This window comes from Micromonospora sp. NPDC007271 (assembly GCF_040634005.1).
Lineage (GTDB): Bacteria > Actinomycetota > Actinomycetes > Mycobacteriales > Micromonosporaceae > Micromonospora.
On the sequence record NZ_JBEYER010000012.1, the window covers coordinates 61,673 to 83,351 of the forward strand.

The window sequence follows — 21,679 nt, forward strand, 5'->3', positions numbered from 1 at the left end:
GATACGTACGATCGCACGGTGCGGGTGTTGGCTGACAAGATCAAGGGCGTGGGACACGGGGCGCGCTACCTCAGCGTTGGCCTTGTCGTTCTGGCGGCTGGGTTCCTGCTGGCGGGCAGGTGGCAGTCCGCGCTCGCGGTCGGCGTCGGCGCCCTGCTCGGCTGGGTGCTGCTGGCACCCGTCCGGATCACCTGGGCTGTCCTGGTCATCGCCTTTGCCATCCCGGTGACCATCGACTTCGGCTACCCGACCAACCCCTCGTACACGCTGCTGCTGATCCTCTTCATCCTCGCCGTCTGGGGGCGGGTGCTTCGCGCCGAACGCGACGGCTGGCAGCCGAAGCTGATCGCCGCGGCGGTCGTGCTTCCGTTGTGTGCGGTGCTCGCGGGGGTCGTCCACTGGCACGGGGCCAAGCCGGTGGTGGTTGGTGCCGCGCCCCTGCTGTGTTTCGGCGTACTGGGTTGGCACCTTGTCGAGGAGGCGCGTCGCGATCGGCAGACGATCGTCCGGGTCGCGGAGGCTCTCACCTGGTTCAGCGTGGCCGTGGCGGCTTTCGCCAAGTATCAGACGCTCTCCCGCACCTGGCCGATCTTCGATCAGCTCGCGTACGACTGGACCTACACCTCGGCGTTCGACGCCACGCGAGCGGTGGGGATCTCGGGCCATCCCATCATCTACGGCGGCTTCGCCATGGCGATGGCGCTTGTCGCGCTGACCATCCGGGGCAGGTTCTGGTACGTACCGGTCACCGCCAACCTTGTCGGCCTGGTGCTTTCGGGCACGCGGAGCGCCTGGGTCGGCATGCTTCTCGCCCTCGGGTTCTGGCTGTTCTTCCAGTGGCGGAAGGTCTCCTGGCGTGGCGTAGGCAGCGGGATCGCCGTCGCTGCAATCGCCTACGCGCTCGTGGCGGTCAACCCGCCGGCCCTGCTGCCCACCGCCTCCGGGCCGGAGCCAACCTCGACCGGTGCGTCCACGTCGGCCGATCCCGCGCCGGGTTTGGCCGATCCCGCGCCGGGTTCGACCAGCCCCGCGCCGAGTGCGGTTGATCCTGCGCCCAGTGCGGCTGATCCCGCGCCGAGTGCGGCCGATTCTGCGCCGGGTTCGGCCGATCCGACCCCGAGCGCCACCATCGATTCCGTCGACGTGGCGGGGTCACGAATCTCGGACCCGGCCAGCGCAGACGCACGCTTCACCCGCATCCGCGTCATCTGGGACGGCATCACGCGAGACTGGTCCACGATCATCTTTGGTAACGGGCCGGAAGCCAACGTGCGCTACCTGGAACACGTTGGCATCGGCGACGGCCAGGCAGAGGTCTTCGACAACACCTACCTGACGTTCTGGTACAACTTCGGCCTGGTCGGGCTGGCCTGCCTCGTGTCGCTCGTGGCGGTTCTGTACCGGCGCCTCCGGTCGATCCCTGCCCGCCTCCTGCTGGTGGGGATCGCGGCTCAGATCTTCTTCTTCGACGTGTGGCTGTGGCTGGGAGCGGTGGCCGTGTTCCTCCTGGCGATCGCGTTGGGCGCCGCCGACAACCCGTCCCTGTCGGCACGGCCGACACCGGCACCCGGCCCGCCGCGCCCCCGGGCCGCAGACGGCGCCCGGGCGGACCGGGCAGTCGCCTCGGACGCTTAGGCGATCCAGGTCGCCGGCGTCAACCAGCAGCTGGTGCGGCACCCGGATCCGAACCCACATCCGGTGCTCGCACACGACCGGAGAGCGCGACGGGCGCTTCGTCCTCAGCCGGGCGGCCACCTCTCGACGGCGTCGGATCATCGGGTCGCCCGCGCAGCGAAACTGGCGTCCAGTTCTTCAACCGCAGCGCCGGCTTCTCGACCAGGTGCCAGGAGAGCATCGCGAGTCCGAAGCTGAGCAGGGCGCTGGCCAGGAAGAAGCCGACGACGCCGATCGCCTGCACCCCGGCTTTGGCCATGACCTGTTGCACGACGAACGAGTAGATGTACACCCCGTACGAGTAGTCGTTGCGGCTTCCGACCCGGTGCAGCGCCTTCGGCAGCCGTACGGCGAGCCAGAGGACGACGTACGCGTAGGCGAGCAGCGCCGGGCCGAAGAAGTTCCCGCCAACGGCGAACGTCCCAGGCCCGACGAACCTGCCGCTGACGGCGAGCCAGCCGACGACCACGAGTGCGAGCACACCGAGCAGGTCGTTGATCGGCAAACGGTCGCCGTACAGCTCGGCGACCCCGCCCAGGAGGAACATGAAGCCGTACCAGAGGAGGTAGGTCTGTTGAAGTGCGCCGAGCAGCGGCAGCGGACCCACCGCCCCCGCCGTCCAGATCCCCTGCCCACCGGGGGTGTCCTGCTGGAAGTAGTTCCAGCAGACCACCCCGGACACGGCGATCACAGCGAGCAGCGGCAGCCAGCGGAGCTGCCGGCGCAGGATGGTGAGCGCAGCCAGGACAGCCACCAGGAGATAGCAGTAGATCTCGTAGGCGAGGGTCCACAGCGAGCCGTTGATGGTGTTCCCGCCCTGCCATCGCCAGTACGGCGTGTCACCCTGCAGCAGGTCGGCGATCCCGAACTGCCGGAGGCCACCCCACCAGTTCTGCCGCAGGTAGTCGACCACCCCGCCCTCGCTCCGCCACAGCCCGTCGAGCGTGCCGTGCCGCTCAAGGTAGAGCAGGGGCGCCACGACCAGCCCCGTGAACAGGAGGCAGACCCACAGGCCGGGCCAGATCCGCAGGGCCCGATGCCACAGGAAGCGGGGTATCGAGCTGCGCCGGGCGGAGCGGACGATGAGGAACCCGGAAATCGTGAAGAAACCGGCCACCGCCAGGGCACCCAGGTCGAGCCGCTGCATGAGCGGGCGACCGAACCCGAGTGCGGCGGTGTGGGAGAGCACCACGGCGAGCGCGAATGCGAGCCGGAGGGCCCCGAAGCTGTTCGCGCGCCCGCGGTACGCCTCGGCTATCGGCTGCGATCTCGTTGATTGTCGAACAGCGCGCTGGAGTAGAGGGAGCAATGAGGGCCGCCTGAGCGAAACGGAGCGCTGGGTCTGGCATGCCCCACAACTCGGAGCCCGTGACCGTCGCGCTTGCTTGCATGATCTGTTTGCCGCGGCCGGCCAGTCCCCACCAGCTGGGTGCTGGCGGGGCTGGCGCGGGCACTGCCTCGCCCGGCGTCCGGGTGTCGCCAACGCCGGAACGTTTGTGGTCAAGGCGCCACGGACGTGCGTGGGGCGGGCGGGGTAGGCGTCGAGACTCGGATGGCCTTGACGGGTCGGGTGGACTCGGCCGGTTGCGGGGCGTCAGCCTGTCGGATCGCGGCGAAGCTTCGCCGGATACCAGCGCGCAGGAGCCGAGCGGCTCGCCGTTCCACGAGCCGATGAATGAGGTACGCGACGAGGAGGACCGTGGCGACGGTGCACACCAGCAGGAGTGCGTCCGGCACGTGCCCGTGCAACCGGCGAAGAATGGTGTACGAGAGATAGAAATGGATGAGGTACACCGGATAGGTGAGTGCGCCGATCGTGACGAATCCGGGCCAGCTGAGCCAGGACAGCTTTCCGAGGGCCGCCGCGGTCATGACGGCGAGGAACATGGTCAGGAGCCCGAGCCCGACGTGGAGATTGACGGGTACCTGCTGCTCCGAGAACATGAGCCGCAGAGAATTGGCGCAGAAGATCCAGGATACCGCGAGCATTCCCCAGAGCAATAGGGTGGGACCGAACCGGTACATCAGGTAGAGCACGATTCCCGCGACGAAGAAGTAGGCGTATCGAGGCTCGACCAGGACCTTGATGAGTCCGTTGTTCGTGTACTGGCCGACAAGCGCCGCCACCGTCCACGACACGCAGAAGAGAACCACGCGGCGGTAGGTCAGGCCGAAGTGGACCACGACCGCGAAGAGCAGGTAGAACTTCAGCTCAACCAGAAGCGTCCAGTAAACGGTGTCTATGTCGGGAACGTGGAGCATTCCCTGCACCATGGTGAGGTTCGTGAGGAAGCCCGCCAGGGGCGGGTGGAACGAGGCTGGCCAGAGGAACGTCAGCAGCGCTGAGGTCATTACGACCGCGAGCAGATACGCTGGCATCAGCCTGGTAGCCCGGGAGGTGAAGAAATCGCCAACCGAGCGGCCCCAGGAGCTCATGCAGATGACGAACCCGCTGATGATGAAGAAGAAGTCGACGCCCATCCAGCCGTAGCGGAAGGCCTGGGCGACGACGTGGCCGAAGTACGCGTCGGCGTCGAGGCCGTAAACGAAGGCCACAATGGGAATGAGATGGAATCCCATGACGAACATGGCTGCGAAGAATCGCAGGAGGTCCAGGACGTGCAGCCGCGGGGCCGCCGATCTGATCAACTTAGCCCTCCAAGCCGGTTCTCTTCGTCAGTCCGTCAGCGTCACGCGCTTCCCGCCCTACCGGCGACCCGATGAGGCGCGCGGCCTGCCGGTGTCGCCGAGCGGCCGGCGGCAGCCCGATCAGGAACTCGGGAAACATGCCGAAGAAGATCCTCGCGCTCTGCAACTCCAGCGTGTGCGCCCGCGACCACTGGAAGGAGTTCGTCGCGCGGGCCCAGTGGTGGGTCCACCGGACGTCGCCGAGCAGGGCGACGGGACAACCGTGCCGCCACGCGCGCAGCCCCAGCTCGTGGTCCTCGTAGTAGAGGAAGAACCGCTCGTTCCACCCGCCCAGCTCGATGACGTCCGGGGTGCGTCCGGCGACCGCCGCTCCCATGACCCAGGCGACGTAGCGGGCCTCACCCGGCTCCGCCGTCATGCGGTACGACGCGTGCAGCTGGGACAGCGGCCAGACCTTCCGGTTGCCCAGCTTGGCGGTGGCGTAAGGAAAGCCGCGGCCGTTCGGCTGCGGGATGCCCTCCGACGAGAGCAGTTGGGGAGCGACCAGGCCACCGTGCAGGTCGAGGTGCCGCTGCAGGATGTCCAAGCCGTCCGGGCGGATCTCGAGATCCGGGTTCCCGAACAGGATGTACTCGCCCGCCGCTGCGCGCATGCCCACGTTGTTGGCCTTGGCGAAGCCGACATTCTCCGGCAGCCGGATGACCCGGGCACCCAGCTCCTCGGCGACTGTGGCCGAGTCGTCGGCCGAGCAGTTGTCCACGACGATCCACTCGTACGGCTTGGTCGCGCCGCGCCAGCACCGGCGCAGCGTGTCCGCCGAGTTGTAGGTGACCGTCACGACACTCCACTGGTGTCCCGTCATCACGCTCTCCGCACTTTCAGATAGCTGAACAGGCAGGCGAAGCCGAACCGTTTGCCCTGCCACTGCCGGCGGGCGGCCGGCCCCTCCAACAGGCCGCGTCCCACGCCGCGCAGGAACGGTCGCAGGAGGCCCTGACGCACCCGTCGGGCGGCCAGCGCGACGTGCGCCAACGCGAGGATCGGCAGCGCGACGAGCAGCAGGGGCCAGGTGAAGACCCGGGACGCGACGAGGAGCCGGTTGCGGGCCAGCAGGAAGGCCCGGAATCCCTGGAGCTTGTTGTCGCCTTCGACGCTGTGGCCACCGGCGTGGGGGAGCACGAGATCCAGACCCCGGGTACGCAGGCCGGAGGCGTAGAGCCGGAAGGCGAGGTCGGCGTCCTCACCCCAGGCGAACAGGTGCTCGTAGAACCCCTCGAACCGGCGGAACAGGTCGGCCGGGAAGACCGCCGCGCCGCCCGAGGGACCGAGTGGCGCCCGTGACACCGTCGCCGATCGGTCGATGAACAGCGAGATCGGGTTCACGTCGATGCCGACGTACTCGCCGCCGTGCATGGCCAGGCCGACCGCGATGGGGGTGCCCGGGTCCGCCGCGATCGCGGTGTGGATGCGCGCCAGCGCGTCGACGGGCAGCCAGACGTCCGGATTCAGCAGCAGGACGTGGCTCGTCGTCGCGGAGGCGACCGCCCGGTTGCAGCCGGCCGCGAAGCCCGGGTTCGACGAGTCGGGAAGGTACTCGTACCGGTCGTGCTCCAGGCAGCCGGCGATGACCTTCTCGCACCCGTCCGCCGGCCAGTTGTCGGCGAAGACGAACCGCACCGGCAGCCCGTCGGCGCTGCGTACCCAGGTCGGGAGCGTCTCGGCGAGCATCTCGCCGGACCGGTAGAGCACGGTGACGATCGTCAGCTCCTGCGCCACTCGGGCACCACTCTCATTCGTTGGCTGATCGGGTAACGTGCGACCGCCCGGGGTAACCGCCAGGTGGTCACAGCAGCGACCGGTAGAGGCTCTGCCAGCGCGCCACGCACCGGTCGAAGGCATACTCCTGGGCGTACCACTCGGCCACGGCCTGTCGCTCGTCGGTGGACCCGTCGCGGCCGATCGCCTGCCGGAGGGCCCCGGCCAGCTCGGTGGGCGTGGGGCTCGCCCGGAACGCCAAGGTGCCGGTGGCGTGCCGGGTGACCTCGGCCAGACCGCCCGCCCCGGTGTGCACCACGGGTACGCCCAGCGACAGCGCTTCGAGCGCGCTGAGCCCGAACGACTCGACCCGGGACGGCACCAGGAGACAGTCGACCTGCCGCAGGAACTCCGCCGCGGTGACCCGGCCGACGAGTTCGAGGTTCGGCCGGGCGGCGATCGTCAGTGAGCCGGTGCCGGCGACCCGGAATTCCGCCTCCGGCAGGCACGAGGCGACCTCGGGCAGCAGGTCAGCCCCCTTCTCCTTCTCCAGCCGGCCGAGGTAGCCGACCACCGGCCGCCGCTCGGGTCTCGGCGTACCCGCGGGTTCGGGGGCGGGCCAGGTGGCCGGCAGTGGGTTCGGGATCAGGTGGACGTTCCGGACCCGGCCGCGGTCGCGCAGTTCGGCGGCCTCGAATTCGGACACCGCGACCGTCGCATGCGGCCGGAGCCGGCGCATGGCCAGGTCGAGCGTGATGTTGGACTGGATGGCGGCCTTCTGCGGCAGTGATTCCGCGGTGTCCCGGTACTGCCAGAGGCTGTTGTGCAGGGTGACCACGAGTGGGGTCGGCTTACGCTCCATGGTCAGCGCGGCCCGGGCGTGCATCGCCGCCGACAGCAGGTGGGCGCAGACCACGTCCGGTTTCACCTCCCGGACGAGGCGACGGATCTCCCGCGCGTAGGCCAGGTCGACCCGGCTCGCCGCGCTGAGGCCGATCCAGGGCACCCCGGCCTCCCGCAACGCGCTGCCCACCTCGTCGTCCGAGGTGGCGGCGATCACCTCGACGCCCGTTCGGGCATGAGCCGGGATGATTTCCGTCAGGATCCGTTCCGCGCCACCGAGCTGCCGTCGTCCCGAGCCGCCGGTGGTGCAGACAAACATCACCTTCACGAGGCCCGCAGCCCCTCGACGGCGCCGCGCGCGATCGCCCGGCGAACCGGATTCCCGCCCACCGCCGCCCGCAGCAGCACCCCGCAGACGTACGCCGTCGCGGCGACCCGGCCGCGCCGGCCACCCAGGTCCCGGCTCGCCCGGATGAACTCCCGGGTACGCCGGTGGGAGATCTCCTCCTCGGACCAGCGGCGCTTGGCGGTCGCGTCGTCCTCGTGCATGATCACGGCCCCCGGCACGTACGCCAGCCGCAGGCCCTGCTGGCGCACGGCCCAGCACAGCCGCATGTCCTCCGAGTAGAAGAAGGACGTCTCGTCGACCCCGCCGATGGCGTCGAAGGTGCTCCGGCGCAGGGCGACGAAGGGCCCGGTCAGCCAGTCCGCCTCCTCGGGCGGTGCGACGATCCGCAGGCGCGGCACCACCAGGCTCAGCCCGGTGGCGTGGGCGAGCCCGACCCGCATGCTCAGGAACCGCCCGCCCTCCGTCTGCGGCACGCCCTCCGGGGTCATCACGGCGGGGAAGGCCGCACCCACCCCGGGATCCTCGAGGGCGGCCAGCAGACGGGCCACGGCGTCGTCGTGCACGAGGATGTCGTTGTTGGAGAGGATGACGTTCGCCCGGCTCGTGTGGCGCACGCCGAGGTTCATCCCCTTGGCGTACCCCAGGTTCGAGCCGGACTGGACGTACTTGACGCCCTGCTGGGCGCAGAATTCGTTCAGCGCCTGCCGGATGTGCTCCGAGCTGCCGTTGTCGACGACAACGATCTCCGCCTCGCCCGGCAGCGACAGGACGCACGCACGGGTGCGCTCAAAGTCCTCCCAGGCGAGAACCACAATCGAGACATCCATCTCAAACCGTCCCATGACTCGGCGGCTGCGCTCGTCGCAGGCTCGCTCTCGACGCGAAGGCGTGTACGGCGTAGGCGAGCGAGGAGGCCACGGCCGCCCCGATCACGCCGGCCCAGGGGATGATCCCGAAGTACGCGGGAATCGCGATCGCCACGGTGATGAAGGCGACGACGGTGGTCGCCTTCTCGCCCCGCCGCTTCAACAGCAGGGCACTCCAGCTCTTGCCGGCTGCCGTGGCGAGCGAGCCGGGCAGGAGAAGGAGGCCGAGGATCCAGGCGTCGCGGTATTCCGGCTGCAGGAAGCCGAGCACGGCAAGCCCGACGACAGCGGCCAGGGCGATCGGCAGGGCCGCCTTGACCACGGCCTTCGTCGGGTCCGGGCCGTCGGCACCGGTCCGATCGGCGAGGATCCGCTGCGCGCGTACCACCGCGCCGGCCTGTGCGAACTCCAACGCGGCCACCGCCAGGGCGTAGACGCCGAGCGGACCGGCCCCGACGAACCTGGCCACCAGGATCTGGTTGAACCGCAGCGTCATCATCTGCGCGAAGATCCCGGCATGCAGATTCCCGACCGCGAGCAGGTCGGCCCGGTAGTCCGGGCCCGTTGCCGTGGGCGCCGGGGCTGGCCTGACCTTCCAGAGCATCCGCAACACCAGGGCGCACACGGCCAGCGCGCTGAGCCACTGCACCGCAAGCCAGACCAGGCTCCACAGGCCGCCGTCGAACTGCCCGGCAGCGTAGAGGGCGGCGTAACCGCCGACCAGGGTCGCCCCGCTCGCCGCCCGCATCGAGTAGACGATCCGGAAGCTCTTCCGCCGCAGTGCGATTGACGAGACTGTGTTGAAGACGGTCAGACCCGCGGCGGACCCTACCCCGACCAGGTGACTACCAACTCCCGCCACCGCGGTGAACAGCGCGGCGGCGACACCGGAGAGGAGAACCGAGGCCCCAAGGATCGCGAGGACCCAGGTCCGCCCCCGAGCGAAGACCCAACCGGCTGGGCGGGACAGCAGGAAGGTGTCCAGGGACAGCCCGCCCACCGCTGCGCCGAGCGTCGCACTCACCATGTTCGCGGAAAGCTCGCCGCGCTCCGCCGCCGGCAGCGTCACCGACACGACCGCCGCCAGGCCGGTCAGGCCAAGTGCGGCGAGGTAAAGACGCTCGGGTGCGACGAGCTGCCGGAGCAGTCGGGTCACCCGGTGCCCGGACGGACGTGCCGGGCCCGGGTCTGCCGACGGCTGAGCAGCGTCGACCAGCGAAACGCCTCTCACTCGTCTCCCCCAAACGGTGCGGCACATGCGCGGGTACGACGAGTTCCACGTCGCTGGCATGTTCTATCCGAACGGCTCTCCACCCGCAATCACCCCTCGGGCTCTACCTGACCGGTGCTTCGCTCATTCTGTGCGGCCCGGCGCAGGCCGTGGCTCCGTCCGCCGCGGGGGTGGGACGCTACCCTCCGGCGAGGCGGAGCCGGTCCCCGGATCCAGACTGGCCGTGAATGACCGGCAGCTGTGATAGTCGGGCAGCAGTCCCGCTTCCTGGGCCTGAGCCAGGCTCGGCGCGGCCGCGTCCCGGGCCGACAGCAGCGGTGCCTCGACCGGCCAGTCGATCGCCAGTTGCGGGTCGAGGGGATGCACCGCGTGCTCGGTGTCGGGGTTGTAGGTGGTCGAGCAGAGGTAGCTCAGGGTGGCGTCATCGGTCAGGGCGCAGAAGCCGTGCCCCAGGCCCTCACTGAGGTAGACGGCGCGCCGGTCGACCTCGTCGAGCCGGACGGCCTCCCATCGGCCGAACGTCGGCGAGCCGACTCGGATGTCCACGACCATGTCGATGACGGCTCCGCGTACGCAGGTCACGTACTTCGCCTGGCCGGGCGGAACGTCGGCGAAATGGATGCCACGGACCACCCCCCGCGCGGAGACCGAGAGGTTGCCCTGCGCGAGCCGGAGCGGATGCCCGACCGCGTCGGCGAGCCGGTCGAAGCGGTACCACTCCATGAACAGCCCGCGCGGATCGCCGTGCTGCTGCGGCCTGATCTCCCAGGCGCCCTCGATGCTCAGCGGTCGGATCTTCACCGGTTGCTCCCGCCCTGCGGCTCGTCGAGCAGGCCGAGCAGGTAGGTGCCGTATCCGCTCCTGGTCAGCGGCTCCGCCAACGTCCGCAGTTGCTCGTCGTCGATCAGGCCGGCCCGCCAGGCGACCTCCTCGACGCAGCCGATCTTCATGCCCTGGCGCTCCTCGATGACCCGGACGAACTCGGCGGCCTGCATCATCGAGGTGAAGGTGCCGGTGTCCAGCCAGGCGGTGCCCCGGTCCAGCACGGTCACGGAGAGCTCACCCCACTCACGGTATGTCTCGTTGACCGCCGTGATCTCCAGCTCGCCGCGTGCGCTGGGGGTGAGCTTGCGGGCGATGTCGACCACCCGGTTGTCGTAGAAGTAGAGACCGGGCACGGCGTACCGGGACTTCGGCCTCGCCGGCTTCTCCTCAATGGACAGCACCCGCCCAGCCGGGTCGAAGTCGACCACTCCGTACTCGCCCGGGTTGGCCACCGGATACGCGAACACCCGGCCGCCGACCGGGTTGCCGTGGCCGGCGAGTTGTCGGCCGAGGCCGGCGCCGTGGAAGATGTTGTCGCCCAGGATCAGCGCCACCGACTCGTCGCCGATGAAGTCCGCGCCCAGCACGAACGCCTGCGCGATGCCCTCCGGGCGGGCCTGCGCGGCGTACGCCATCCGGAGGCCCCACTGGCTGCCGTCACCGAGCAGCCGCTGGAACTGGCCCTGATCCTCCGGCGTCGTGATGACCAGGATCTCCCGCACCCCCGCCATGACGAGAGTGGACAGCGGGTAGTAGACCATCGGCTTGTCGAACACCGGCATGAGCTGTTTGGAGACCGCCCGGGTGACCGGCCAGAGCCGGGAGCCGGTGCCACCAGCGAGAAGGATTCCACGCACCCGCGGAGAGTACCCGTACCGGGCGAGCACCCGGGTCCCGTCGAGCCCCCGGCTGTCCTGCTGCTTCGCGTAAACTCCACGACCCGTGAGGATCCTCGTCACCGGCGGAGCCGGATTCATCGGGTCGGAGTACGTCCGGATGCTGTTGGGCGTGCCGGGTGGTGAGGCCCCCGGCGTGCCGGCCGTCGAGCCTGCCGCGGTGACCGTGCTGGACAAGCTCACCTACTCCGGCAACCTGCACAACCTGGCACCGGTGCGGGAGGACCCGCGCCTGCGCTTCGTGCGGGGCGACATCTGCGACCAGGCGCTGGTCGACGAGGTCGTGGTCGGTCACGACGTGATCGTCCACTTCGCGGCGGAATCCCACGTGGACCGCTCCATCGCTGGCGCCGCGCCGTTCGTCGTCACCAACGTGCTCGGCACCCAGACACTGCTCGATGCCGCGCTGCGCCACGGCACGCGTCGGTTCGTGCACGTCTCCACCGACGAGGTCTACGGGTCCATCGACGAAGGTTCCTGGACCGAGACCTGGCCGCTGTCGCCGAACTCGCCCTACTCGGCCGCCAAGGCCGGCTCGGACCTGCTGGCGCTGGCCTACCACCGCACCCACGGGTTGGACGTGGTGGTCACCCGCTGCTCGAACAACTACGGGCCGTACCAGTTCCCGGAGAAGGTCATCCCCCTGTTCGTGACCAACCTGCTCGACGGTGGCACCGTGCCGCTCTACGGTGACGGAGGCAACGTCCGGGACTGGCTGCACGTCCACGACCACTGCGTGGGGATCGCGCTGGTCCAGGAGAAGGGCCGCGCCGGCGAGGTCTACCACATCGGCGGCGGCACCGAGCTGACCAACAAGGAGCTCACCGCCCGGCTGCTGGAGGCCTGCGGCGCCGGGTGGGACCGAGTCGTCCCGGTCGCCGACCGCAAGGGCCACGACCGCCGCTACTCGCTGGACATCAGCAAGATCAGCGCCGAGCTGGGGTACGCGCCGAGCATCGACCTCGAGCGGGGCCTGGCGCAGACCGTGCGCTGGTATCGGGACAACCGAGCCTGGTGGGAGCCGCTGAAGGCGGGCACCGGGCGGACCGTACCGGCATGACCCGGCTGCTGATCACCGGCGCCGGTGGGATGCTCGGGCGGGACCTGGTGGCCGTGCTGCGTGCCCGAGGCGACCGGTCGGTCACGGCCACCACCCGCGACGACCTCGACATCACCGACCCGGCGGCCGTACGAGCCGCCGTCGCCGGGCACGACGTCGTCATCAACACCGCGGCCTGGACCGACGTGGACGGAGCCGAGGCCCAGGAGAAGGCCGCCACCGCCGTCAACGGCGAAGCGGTCGCCCACCTGGCCGGAGCCTGCGCCGTGACCGGCGCGCGAATGATCCACGTGTCCACCGACTACGTCTTCCGCGGCGACGCCACCGAGCCCTACCCCGAGGACGCGCCCACCTCTCCGGTCAACGCGTACGGGCGCAGCAAGCTCGCCGGGGAACTCGCCGTCACCGAGCTCCTGCCCGACGCCGGCTACATCGTGCGCACCGCCTGGCTCTACGGCGAACACGGGCCCAACTTCGTCGCGACCATGTTGCGGCTGGCCGAGGAACGCGAGCGGCTCGACGTGGTGGACGATCAGCGCGGCCAACCCACCTGGTCGTACCGGCTCGCCGAGCAGCTCGTCGCGCTGGCCGACGCGGCGCTGGCCGGCGGCGCCGCGCCCGGCGTCTACCACGGCACCGCGTCGGGCGAGACCACCTGGTACGGCCTCGCCCGCGCGGTCTTCGCCCTGCGCGGCCTCGACCCCGATCGCATCCGGCCGACCACCAGCGACCGCTACCAGCGCCCCGCCCCCCGCCCGGCCTACAGCGTCCTGGCCCACCGACGCTGGGCCGCCGCGAACCTACGACCGCTGGCGGATTGGCGGTCGGCCCTGGCCGAGGCCCTGGCCGGCAACCCCGGATAGCCGGGCGACGACTGCGTCCACCTGCGATGTCCCGTGTGCCTGGTCAGCGACCGGCACCTCGGAACACCTCCGCGACGGTGCGCAGCACGATCTTGATGTCGAGCCAAAGCGACCAGTTCTCGACGTAGTAGTTGTCGAACCTTGCCCGGTCGGAGATCGGCGTGTCGCCCCGGAGGCCACTGACCTGCGCGAGCCCGGTCAGCCCGACGGGGACCCGGTGGCGCATCGCGTAGTTGGGGTACTCGGCCGAGAACTTCTCGACGAAGTACGGCCGCTCCGGCCGCGGCCCGACCACACTCATCTCCCCGCGCAGGATGTTCCAGAGCTGCGGCAGCTCGTCCAGCGAGGTACGGCGCATGAACCGCCCGATCGGTCCGACCCGCCGGTCGTGCGCGATGGACCAGTTCGTCTGCGATTCGTGCTCGTCCAGCGGCCGCATCGAGCGGAACTTGATCACTTTGAACGGCTTGCCGTAGCGGCCGACCCGCTCCTGGTAGAAGAAGATCCCCCGGCCACCGTCGAGGAACGTGGCGATCGCGCAGAGCAGGAGCAGCGGGCTCAGCACGACCAGTGCCAACGCGGCGAAGAGCACGTCGGACGCCCGTTTGATGGCCCACCGGGGGCCGGAGAGCGTCGTGTCGCCGATCTTGACGATCGGGATGGCCCCGACGTGGTCGGGATATCCGCCCTGCGACCGGGAGCCCCAGAGGCGCGGCACCGCCCAGAGGTCGCAGCGGGCGTTGCCCGGCTGGAGCAGGATGTCCATCAGGGTGGACTCCGGATAGTCGGGATCGGCGATGACCAGGACTTCGCACTCCAGCAGCCGGACGAGGTGCTCGAGGTCGTCGAGGGTGCCGTTCAGCGGAAGCGCCCCGACGCCCAGTCGCGACGGGGCGTCCACACAGCCGACGAACCGCAGGCCGTACTGGGGATAGCGCCGGAGCAGCCGGGCGAGCTCCACACCGATCGGACCGCCACCGATGACGATGGCGTTGTGCTCCACCCACCGGCGCTTGCGCGCGATGAGGATGAGACTCCTGCTGACCGTCCGGCCCACGATCACCAGCCCGGCCGAGATCGCGACGTCCTGCATGAACCCGCTCACGTACTGCACCGAATCGTGCCGCTCGGCCGCGATGATGGCCACTACCGCACCGGATGCCAGCAGCCGCCCGCAGAGGCTCGGCAGTTCGTCCAGAATGGTGATGTGCCGGCGGGCCCGGTAGAGCCCACCGGCCGCGAAGAGGGCAATCGTGAGGCCGGCGTTGACCAGGGTCCCGCGCCAGTAGTTCTGGCTGAGCAGCAGCGGGGCGAGCAGGGCGACGACGTCGATGGGCGCGGCCATCATCCAGGCCCGCAGCCAGCGCGTCCGCTTCGAGGCCCGGGAACTGGCGTACGGCAGCACCGTCGTCGTGTCCACACGCGTGGGTGTCGCCGGCTCCACGGCGGGGAGTGGCGGGAGCGTCCCCTGGTCATCGGCCGTGCCGGGTGGCGGCGCCACGGCCTGAAGTGAGGTGTCCCGCAGCTCCCTTCTGACCGTGGCCGGGTCCCTCGTCACCGATTGCCCTGACATAGTTGATCTCCCCCGTGGCAGTCCGGGGCCCGCATGACGCAGGCCCCGGGCGATCGCAGGATACGAACGAGCCGGCTGTGCCACCAGAGCCGGCCCGGCAATTCTCAGGTCCTACTTTCCGGTGGCCACGATCTCGGAGACGGCATCCCGGCGGACCGCGTCGAACAGGGCCTTGGCCTTCGGCGTGTCCGCGAACACGACGCTCTCGGTGCCGACCCGGCCGGTTCCCTTGACCGGGCAGGTGAAGAACGCGAGGTTACCGCTGCGCAGGCCACGCAACTCCATCGCCAGATCCAGGAGGGACAGTGACTTGTCCACGGCCACCGCCTTCGACGTGGCCTTCACGAACGAGTTCAGCTTCGTGGGGCTGGCCAGCGTGCCACCGGAGGCCGCCTTGTCCAGAATCGCCTTGATCACCTGCTGCTGGTGTCTGATCCGCGCGAAGTCGCCGTCGGCGAAGGCATGCCGCTCGCGCGCGTAGTCGAGCGCGGCGGCCCCGTCCATGGTCTGCGGGCCCTTGGCGAACGTCCGGCTACCGCCCAGCGCGTAGTTCGTGGTGAAGCCCTTCTCCACATCGATCTCGACACCACCCAGCGCGTCGACGATCTCCTTGAAGCCAGCGAAGTCGACCATCGTCACATGGTCGATGCGGACGCCGGTGAACTTCTCCACCGTCTGCACCATCAGCGGAACACCGCCCCATGCGTACGCTGCATTGATCTTGGCATCCCGGCCGCCGTGCCGGCCGTCCTTGGACCGCGGCACCGGCACCCAGGTGTCGCGCGGGATCGAGATGAGTTGGGCACTCGACCGGTCCGCCGGCAGGTGGGCCAGAATGATCGTGTCGCTCCGCGAGCCCCCGGTGCTCTCCGGGTCGCGAGAGTCGCTGCCCAGAATCATGATGTTCATGGCGTTCTTCGCCACCACCTGCGGGCGGGCCTCCTCCGGCACGTCCTCGAAGGCGTCGACCCGTTCAACCGAGGAATTGACCGAGCGGTAGTAAAGGCCGCCCGCGAGAACCCCGCCACCGGCGAGCAGCACCACCACCAGCAGCAGGATCAGGGCGATACGCCGGCCGCGGCGGCGACGCGGAGCCGGGCCGACCGACTGCTCGACATCGTCGAGCTCCACTTCGGACGCAGGGTGGCGCGTGTCGTGGTCGGCGAACTGGTGGCGATCTGACATGGCCCGATGCTACTGAGTTCCCGCCCGGCGCGGTGTCCTCGCGCGGCTGGTCGGGTCCAGCCACCCGTTCGTCCGCAAAAAGTTTCCCCGCCCGGCGCCACCCGGACCTGGTACAACCGCTCAGGTGGACGTAACGAAGCTCCGGCGGGCCGTCGCCCGCACCCGGCTCGCGCCGGTCGCCGCCTTTCCGAGCCGCCTGGCCAAGGTCGCCCGGCACGACGCCAGGGTTCTGCGCACCTCCGCCCGCTGGCTGTTCACCTCCCGCGAGCATCACAACTACACGTACGACCTGACCGCGCTCAGCCGCCACCACCTGGCCTGGTTCGTCAGCGTGGTGTGCGAGGTGCCGGTCGGGCAGGTGCGCGGCTGGTTCGCCGAGCTGGAGCGCGACGAGAAGCTGCGCGGGCACATCGAGGCCGCCACCGCCGCCTCGTCCCGGCGCGGCCTGGCCGACCGGAAGGTCCGCTACGCCCGCCGGATCGGCTGGTACGCCATCCTCCGCGCCCGCCGCCCCGCACACGTCGTCGAGACCGGGGTGGACAAGGGGCTCGGCAGTTGCGTCCTGGCCGCCGCCCTGCTGCGCAACGCCGCCGAGGGACATCCCGGCCGGCTCACCTCGCTCGACATCAACCCCGAGGCCGGCTACCTCGCCCGGGCCACCCCGTGGGCGGACGTCGTCGACCTGGTCATCGGCGACTCGATCGCCTCCATCAGTGCGCTGGACCGGCCGGTCGACCTCTTCCTGCACGACAGCGACCACAGCCGGGGGCACGAGAGGAACGAGTTCGACGCGGTCGAGGCGAAGCTCGCCCCCGGAGCGATGCTGCTGACCGACAACGTCACCGCCACCAACGTGCTCGCCGAGCACGCCGAGCGGACCGGCCGGCGGTTCCTCGCGTACCGGGAGACCCCGGCCCGGCACTGGTACCCGGGTGACGGGATCGGCGTGGCCTGGTGAGCGAAGCCGCCGCCCGCCGGCTACGACATCAGGCCGCGGCGGTGTGGCCGCCCAGGTCGAGCCACATGAGGACCTCGTCCCGGTCGTCGCCCGGCGCGAGCCGCAGCGCGCGGGGCAACCGCCCCACCTCCCGGTACCCGAGCCGGGCGTAGAACGTCTCCAGCCCGAGCCCGCCCCGGACCGTGACGTGCAGCCCGTCCAGGCCCCACGCCCGACCGATCCGCTCGGCCTCACGCATCAGCGCCGCCCCGCACCCGCGGCCCTGGGTGTCGGGGTGCACCATCACCCGCTTGAGCACCCGCCAGTGCGTCTTCAGGTGGAACCGGTTGTCGGAGATGATCAGGATGCCGACGAGGCGATCCCCCTCGTAGCCCACCAGCAGCCGGTCCGACCCCGCGGCGAGGCCGGCGAAGGTCTCCTCGGCGAGGGGATGGACGTCGGCCGCCGCCACCGGGGCGACGAAGCCGACCGCGCCGCCGGCGTTGGTGACGTCCACCCAGAGGGCGACGATCTGCTCGCGCAGCTCGCAGGTGAGCTGAGGGTCCAGGACGAAGCGCAGGTTCACGCCCGCCATCCTGCGGGAATGGCGCGGCGTGAACCCACCTTCGTGACCTTCACGACACGAGCTGTGGTGCGGGAGGGGGGTTTCGAACCCCCACGTCCTCTCGGACACAGGCTCCTAAGGCCTGCGCGTCTGCCGTTCCGCCACTCCCGCCGACCCGATGAGTTTAGAGCGTCGCGCCGAGACCGTGTGCAGCCCGGCCCGCCGTAGGACTCTCCACACCGTCTCGTGGCTGACCGTGCACTGCCCGTTGGAGGCCACCCGGATGGCCTCGGCGAGCTTACGCACACCGAGTTCGGGATTCGCCAACGCCTGACTGATCACGATGTCGTCGAAGACGGAGCCGGTCGATCGGGGAGCGACGGCGAGGGTGCCTCGTTCGGCGAGCCGTCGACTCAGCCGGGAAATGTGGTTGCGATGACAGCCGATTCGCCGCGCGGCCTCGCTCGATCCGAGTGTGCCGAGGGCCACCTGTCTGATGAGCTCCTCCATCTCGTCGAGTGGAGGTCGCACGTGCGGCGGGGCGGTGGGGGCAGGGTCGGGCGGTGGCATACCGCCCTTGTTCCGGCCCGCGGAGGTGTCGGTCTGGCTGTGGCAGTTCGGACAGAGTATCCGCAGGTTCGGTGGCCGGTTGTCCAGAAAGTCCGCGTTCACGTGGTCCACGTGCAGCGTCAGCGGCCGGCCCCGCCAGCATGGCCCGACGCCACACTCGTCGCACTCCTCGGGGACGCCGATGTCCTGCAGCGCCCACTTCAACCGGTTGCCCGGTGTGCGACCGGAGCCTGCCGGCAGCCGGACCAGCAGCTGTGCCGAGGTGGTGCGCCGCACGCCGTGTTGCCCCTTGTTGTGCGCGCTGCCGGTGAAGTGCGACGTGTCGATGCCGAAACGCTTGAGCTGCCGGCTGATGTGCGCGTGGGACCCGCCGCTGACCCGGACCCCGAGCAGCCGCATGACCTCGGTCACGCTGCGGGCCCGCGCCGCCGCGTCCGCCAACATCTCTGGCGTGTACCTGTACCGAACCACGCACGGACGGTAGCGGCCCGGTCCGACAGACTCAGTCCAGGCCGAGGTCCCGGCGGAGCTTGGCGACGTGCCCGGTGGCCTTGACGTTGTAGAGCGCCCTTTCGATCTTCCCGTCCTCGTCGACGACGAAGGTCGAGCGGATCACCCCGGTCACCGTCTTGCCGTACAGCTGCTTCTCGCCGTACGCGCCGTACGCGGTCAGCACGGCCTTGTCGGTGTCGGCGACCAGCGGGAAGGTGATGGCGTCCCGGTCGCGGAACTTGGCCAGCTTCTCCGGCTTGTCGGGCGAGATGCCCACCACCTCGTAGCCGGCGGCCTGGAGCGAGGCGAGCGAGTCGCGGAAGTCGCACGCCTGCTTGGTGCAGCCGGGCGTCATGGCGGCCGGGTACGCGTACAGGATGACCTTGCGGCCACGCAGGTCGGCCAGGGAGAGTGTCCCGCCGCTGTCGGTCGGGAGGGTGAACTCGGGGGCGGGGTCGCCGGGGCTGAGGCGGTCGGTCATGGCGGAGACGATACCGCCGTGCTGCCGCCCGGGGGCGGTGGCGACGCGCCATCCGCGTGATGATCACCATGGCTTGTTGCAAGGGATTGGCAACAGCGACCGGCTGCAAATAAGCTCCCCGGTGTCGGCATGGAGGAGGTTGCGTGGAAACCCTGGCGATGCACATCTCGAACGGGATCATCGACGGTCCCGTCGCCGCGATCTTCGCGGCGCTGGCGCTCGCCGCGCTCACCTTCTGCGTGCTGCGCGGGCGCCGCGACCTCGACGACCGGCTGGCGCCGATGGCCGGCCTGGTCGCCGCGTTCATCTTCGCCGTGCAGATGCTCAACTTCCCGATCTTCACCGCCGGGGTCAGCGGCCACCTGCTCGGTGGCGCCCTCGCCGCGCTGCTGGTCGGCCCGTGGGTCGGGGCGCTCTGCGTGGCCGTGGTCCTGGTCGTGCAGGCCCTGGTCTTCGGCGACGGCGGGGTGGCCATGCTCGGCCTCAACATCACCAACATGGCGATCCTCGGGACCGCCGCCGCGTACCTGTTGATCGCGCTGCTGCTGCGGGTGCTGCCGCGCACCCCGGCCGGCCTCGCCGTCACCGCGTTCGTCTCCGCGCTGGTCAGCGTGGTGGTCGCCAGCCAGGGCTTCGTCCTGCAGTACTGGCTGGGCGGCACCACCGACCTGGGCGGCAACCTCGCCGGGCTGGCCGGCACGATGGCCGGCGTCCACCTGCTGATCGGCATCGGCGAGGGCCTGATCACCGCGACCACCGTGGTCACCGTCGCCAAGGTCCGCCCCGACCTGGTGTACGCGCTGCGCGCCCTGAAGCCGGCCACGCCGGCTCCCGCCGTTCCGATCGCCGGAGGTGCCCGATGAGCAAGCGTTCCTGGCCGTTCCTCCTCGGTGGTCTGCTGGTCGCCCTGCTGCTCGCCGGCGTGGTCAGCAACTACGCCTCGTCGCACCCGGACGGGCTCGACTCGTCGCTGTTGAAGGGCTGCACGGTGAACGCCGAGGACGAGATCACCGGCGGCAGCTGCCCGGCCCAGCAGGCCAAGGACCACGAGCTGGGTGACAGCCCGCTGGCCGACTACGGCGTGCGAGGCGTGTCGAACGACTTCCTCTCCACCGGCCTGTCCGGCGTGATCGGCGTACTGCTCACCTTCGCCCTGGGCGGCGGCCTGTTCTGGCTGGCCCGCCGCCGAGGCGCGGACGCCGGGACGCCGGCCGCCCCCGACGCCGCGACGCCCGGCGACGCCGCCTCCGCCGACACCACCGGCTCCGACGACACCGCCGGCGAGGTGCGGGCCGCGGCCCGCACCAACTCGGCCGGCTGAGGGGTACCCGCCATGGGGGCCGGCCACGCGCACGTGCTGTACCGCGAGTCCACCTCCCCGGTGCACCGCCTCGCGCCCGAGGTGAAGATCGCCGTGATGGTGCTCTTCACCGTCATCGTGGTCGCCACGCCCCGCACGGCCTACTGGGCCTTCGGCGGGTACGCGCTGCTGGTCGCCGCCGTGGCGGCGCTGGCCCGGGTCGGGCCGCGCTGGCTGCTCAGCCGGGCGCTGATCGAGCTGCCGTTCGTGCTCTTCGCGTTCGCGCTGCCCTTCCTCGGTACGGGGGAGCGGGTCGAGGTGGCCGGGCTGAGCCTGTCCGTGGACGGCCTGCACGGCGCGTGGAACATCCTGGCCAAGGGCACCCTCGGCGTACTGGTGTCGCTGCTGTTGGCGGCGACCACGACGACGCGGGATCTGATCGTCGGCCTGGACCGGCTGCGCTGCCCGCAGATCCTGACCCAGATTGCCACGTTCATGCTGCGCTACCTGGACGTGCTGGTCGGCGAGGCGCGGCGGATGCGGGTGGCCCGGGTGTCCCGGGGTGACGATCCCCGTTTCCTGTGGCAGCTGCGCGGCTTCGCCGCCGGGGTCGGCGCGCTCTTCCTGCGGGCCTTCGAGCGTGGCGAGCGGGTCTACCTGGCGATGGTGTCCCGCGGCTACACCGGGCGGATGCCGGCGGTCTGGCAGGGCACGGGCGCGGCCACCGCCGGGCAGTGGGCGGCCGCCGCGACCGTGCCGCTGGTCGCGGCCACCATCGCGGCCGTCGCGGTCGTCCTGACATGATCGGGGATGTGCCGACACCTCCCTCCCTGGACGTACGCGGCGTCCGGTACGCGTACCCGGACGGTCACGTCGCCCTGCACGGGGTCGACCTGACCGTGCCGCGCGGCGACCGGGTCGCCCTGCTCGGGCCGAACGGCGCCGGCAAGACCACCCTGGTGCTGCACCTCAACGGCATCCTGACCCCGACCGAGGGCACGGTCAGCGTCGGCGGGCTGACGATCAGCCGGGACCGGGACACCCTCGCGGAGATCCGCCGCCGGGTCGGCATCGTCTTCCAGGACCCGGACGACCAGCTCTTCCTGCCCACCGTCGCGGAGGACGTCGCGTTCGGGCCGGCGAACCTCGGGCTGCGCGGGGCGGAGTTGGCCGCCCGGGTCGACGAGGCCCTCGCCGCTGTGGGGATGAGCGAGCACCGGGACCGGGCCCCGCACCATCTCTCCTTCGGTCAGCGCCGCCGGGTGGCGGTGGCCACCGTGCTCGCCATGCGTCCGGAGATCCTGGTTCTCGACGAGCCGTCGTCCAACCTCGACCCGGCGGCCCGGCGGGAGCTGGCCGAGATTCTGCGTGCCTTGCCGGTGACCCTGCTGATGGTCACCCACGACCTGCCGTACGCGGCGGAGCTCTGCGAACGGTCGGTGATCCTGGACGCCGGCCGCGTCGTCGCCGACGCCCCCACCCCCCACCTCCTGACCGACGAGCCCCTCCTGACCCGTCACCGCCTAGAACTCCCCCACGGCTTCACCCCCCACCCCCACTAACCC

22 protein-coding genes and 1 tRNA gene are annotated in these 21,679 nt (G+C 70.4%); 8 read left to right on the forward strand and 15 right to left on the reverse strand.

Translation table 11 applies throughout. From position 1 onward, the window contains the following. Nucleotides 1-18: 18 nt before the first annotated feature. The gene (locus tag ABZ570_RS06960) at nt 19-1,635 is read left to right on the forward strand and encodes an O-antigen ligase family protein (protein ID WP_358058028.1); all 1,617 of its coding nucleotides are present in this window, start codon (nt 19-21) and stop codon (nt 1,633-1,635) included. A 19-nt stretch (nt 1,636-1,654) separates the two neighbouring features. Here the strand turns inward: ABZ570_RS06960 and ABZ570_RS06965 are convergent, their stop codons facing one another. The 9 genes from ABZ570_RS06965 to rfbA all read right to left on the reverse strand — a co-directional run bounded on the left by ABZ570_RS06965 (nt 1,655) and on the right by rfbA (nt 11,049). After that, complete coding sequence (locus ABZ570_RS06965) at nt 1,655-3,178, reverse strand: acyltransferase (protein WP_358058031.1); 1,524 nt, start codon at nt 3,176-3,178, stop codon at nt 1,655-1,657. Continuing rightward, nucleotides 3,175-4,323 (reverse strand): acyltransferase, encoded by a 1,149-nt coding sequence (locus ABZ570_RS06970; protein WP_358058034.1) that lies wholly within the window; start codon nt 4,321-4,323, stop codon nt 3,175-3,177. Before ABZ570_RS06970 ends, ABZ570_RS06965 begins: the two co-directional genes overlap by 4 nt. A gap of 1 nt (nt 4,324) precedes the next feature. Then, complete coding sequence (locus ABZ570_RS06975) at nt 4,325-5,185, reverse strand: glycosyltransferase family 2 protein (protein ID WP_358058037.1); 861 nt, start codon at nt 5,183-5,185, stop codon at nt 4,325-4,327. Beyond that, nucleotides 5,185-6,099, reverse strand: a complete 915-nt coding sequence (locus ABZ570_RS06980; protein ID WP_358058040.1) for a glycosyltransferase — start codon at nt 6,097-6,099, stop codon at nt 5,185-5,187. The genes ABZ570_RS06975 and ABZ570_RS06980 overlap by 1 nt, the downstream gene beginning before the upstream one ends. Nucleotides 6,100-6,166: 67 nt before the next feature. Then, nucleotides 6,167-7,240, reverse strand: coding sequence for a glycosyltransferase family 4 protein (locus tag ABZ570_RS06985; RefSeq protein WP_358058114.1), 1,074 nt, complete (start codon nt 7,238-7,240; stop codon nt 6,167-6,169). Between the two features lie 5 nt (nt 7,241-7,245). Continuing rightward, a complete protein-coding gene (locus tag ABZ570_RS06990) occupies nt 7,246-8,097 on the reverse strand; it encodes a glycosyltransferase family 2 protein (protein WP_358058043.1) in 852 nt (283 codons plus the stop codon). Nucleotide 8,098: 1 nt separating this feature from the next. Beyond that, complete coding sequence (locus ABZ570_RS06995; RefSeq protein WP_358058046.1) at nt 8,099-9,292, reverse strand: hypothetical protein; 1,194 nt, start codon at nt 9,290-9,292, stop codon at nt 8,099-8,101. 198 nt (nt 9,293-9,490) lie between these two features. Further along, entirely contained in the window at nt 9,491-10,168 is a 678-nt protein-coding gene (gene rfbC, locus ABZ570_RS07000; RefSeq protein WP_358058049.1) for a dTDP-4-dehydrorhamnose 3,5-epimerase, read from the reverse strand. Next, nucleotides 10,165-11,049, reverse strand: coding sequence for a glucose-1-phosphate thymidylyltransferase RfbA (rfbA, locus tag ABZ570_RS07005; RefSeq protein WP_358058052.1), 885 nt, complete (start codon nt 11,047-11,049; stop codon nt 10,165-10,167). The genes rfbC and rfbA overlap by 4 nt, the downstream gene beginning before the upstream one ends. A gap of 85 nt (nt 11,050-11,134) precedes the next feature. On the opposite strand from rfbA, the gene rfbB reads away from it, so the two are divergent. Together rfbB and rfbD are read left to right on the forward strand one after the other, a co-directional pair. Then, the gene (rfbB, locus tag ABZ570_RS07010) at nt 11,135-12,148 is read left to right on the forward strand and encodes a dTDP-glucose 4,6-dehydratase (RefSeq protein WP_358058055.1); all 1,014 of its coding nucleotides are present in this window, start codon (nt 11,135-11,137) and stop codon (nt 12,146-12,148) included. Beyond that, nucleotides 12,145-13,011, forward strand: coding sequence for a dTDP-4-dehydrorhamnose reductase (gene rfbD / locus ABZ570_RS07015; protein ID WP_358058058.1), 867 nt, complete (start codon nt 12,145-12,147; stop codon nt 13,009-13,011). The genes rfbB and rfbD overlap by 4 nt, the downstream gene beginning before the upstream one ends. Nucleotides 13,012-13,054: 43 nt before the next feature. On the opposite strand, the gene ABZ570_RS07020 is transcribed toward rfbD, so the two are convergent. After that, on the reverse strand, nt 13,055-14,431 hold the full coding sequence (locus tag ABZ570_RS07020; RefSeq protein WP_358058061.1) for a sugar transferase: 1,377 nt from the start codon (nt 14,429-14,431) through the stop codon (nt 13,055-13,057). A 264-nt stretch (nt 14,432-14,695) separates the two neighbouring features. Further along, the gene (locus tag ABZ570_RS07025; RefSeq protein WP_358058064.1) at nt 14,696-15,769 is read right to left on the reverse strand and encodes an LCP family protein; all 1,074 of its coding nucleotides are present in this window, start codon (nt 15,767-15,769) and stop codon (nt 14,696-14,698) included. 124 nt (nt 15,770-15,893) lie between these two features. On the opposite strand from ABZ570_RS07025, the gene ABZ570_RS07030 reads away from it, so the two are divergent. Then, complete coding sequence (locus tag ABZ570_RS07030; protein WP_358058067.1) at nt 15,894-16,727, forward strand: class I SAM-dependent methyltransferase; 834 nt, start codon at nt 15,894-15,896, stop codon at nt 16,725-16,727. Between the two features lie 28 nt (nt 16,728-16,755). Here the strand turns inward: ABZ570_RS07030 and ABZ570_RS07035 are convergent, their stop codons facing one another. From ABZ570_RS07035 to bcp, 4 genes are all read right to left on the reverse strand, one after another. Continuing rightward, entirely contained in the window at nt 16,756-17,292 is a 537-nt protein-coding gene (locus ABZ570_RS07035; protein ID WP_358058070.1) for a GNAT family N-acetyltransferase, read from the reverse strand. Nucleotides 17,293-17,356: 64 nt separating this feature from the next. Continuing rightward, nucleotides 17,357-17,442 (reverse strand) — tRNA-Leu (locus tag ABZ570_RS07040). Continuing rightward, the gene (locus tag ABZ570_RS07045) at nt 17,407-18,312 is read right to left on the reverse strand and encodes a hypothetical protein (protein ID WP_358058072.1); all 906 of its coding nucleotides are present in this window, start codon (nt 18,310-18,312) and stop codon (nt 17,407-17,409) included. Before ABZ570_RS07045 ends, ABZ570_RS07040 begins: the two co-directional genes overlap by 36 nt. A gap of 31 nt (nt 18,313-18,343) precedes the next feature. Next, nucleotides 18,344-18,814, reverse strand: coding sequence for a thioredoxin-dependent thiol peroxidase (gene bcp / locus ABZ570_RS07050; protein WP_358058075.1), 471 nt, complete (start codon nt 18,812-18,814; stop codon nt 18,344-18,346). Nucleotides 18,815-18,957: 143 nt separating this feature from the next. On the opposite strand from bcp, the gene ABZ570_RS07055 reads away from it, so the two are divergent. The 4 genes from ABZ570_RS07055 to ABZ570_RS07070 are packed head-to-tail and all read left to right on the forward strand — an operon-like array spanning nt 18,958 to nt 21,676. Continuing rightward, nucleotides 18,958-19,677 carry an energy-coupling factor ABC transporter permease gene (locus tag ABZ570_RS07055; RefSeq protein WP_358058078.1) on the forward strand — a complete coding sequence of 240 codons (720 nt, stop codon included), beginning with the start codon at nt 18,958-18,960 and terminating at the stop codon, nt 19,675-19,677. Continuing rightward, entirely contained in the window at nt 19,674-20,135 is a 462-nt protein-coding gene (locus tag ABZ570_RS07060; RefSeq protein ID WP_358058081.1) for a PDGLE domain-containing protein, read from the forward strand. Before ABZ570_RS07055 ends, ABZ570_RS07060 begins: the two co-directional genes overlap by 4 nt. Nucleotides 20,136-20,147: 12 nt before the next feature. After that, nucleotides 20,148-20,918, forward strand: coding sequence for a cobalt ECF transporter T component CbiQ (cbiQ, locus tag ABZ570_RS07065; RefSeq protein WP_358058084.1), 771 nt, complete (start codon nt 20,148-20,150; stop codon nt 20,916-20,918). Continuing rightward, a complete protein-coding gene (locus ABZ570_RS07070) occupies nt 20,915-21,676 on the forward strand; it encodes an ABC transporter ATP-binding protein (protein WP_358058087.1) in 762 nt (253 codons plus the stop codon). Before cbiQ ends, ABZ570_RS07070 begins: the two co-directional genes overlap by 4 nt. The last annotated feature ends 3 nt before the right edge of the window (nt 21,677-21,679 follow it).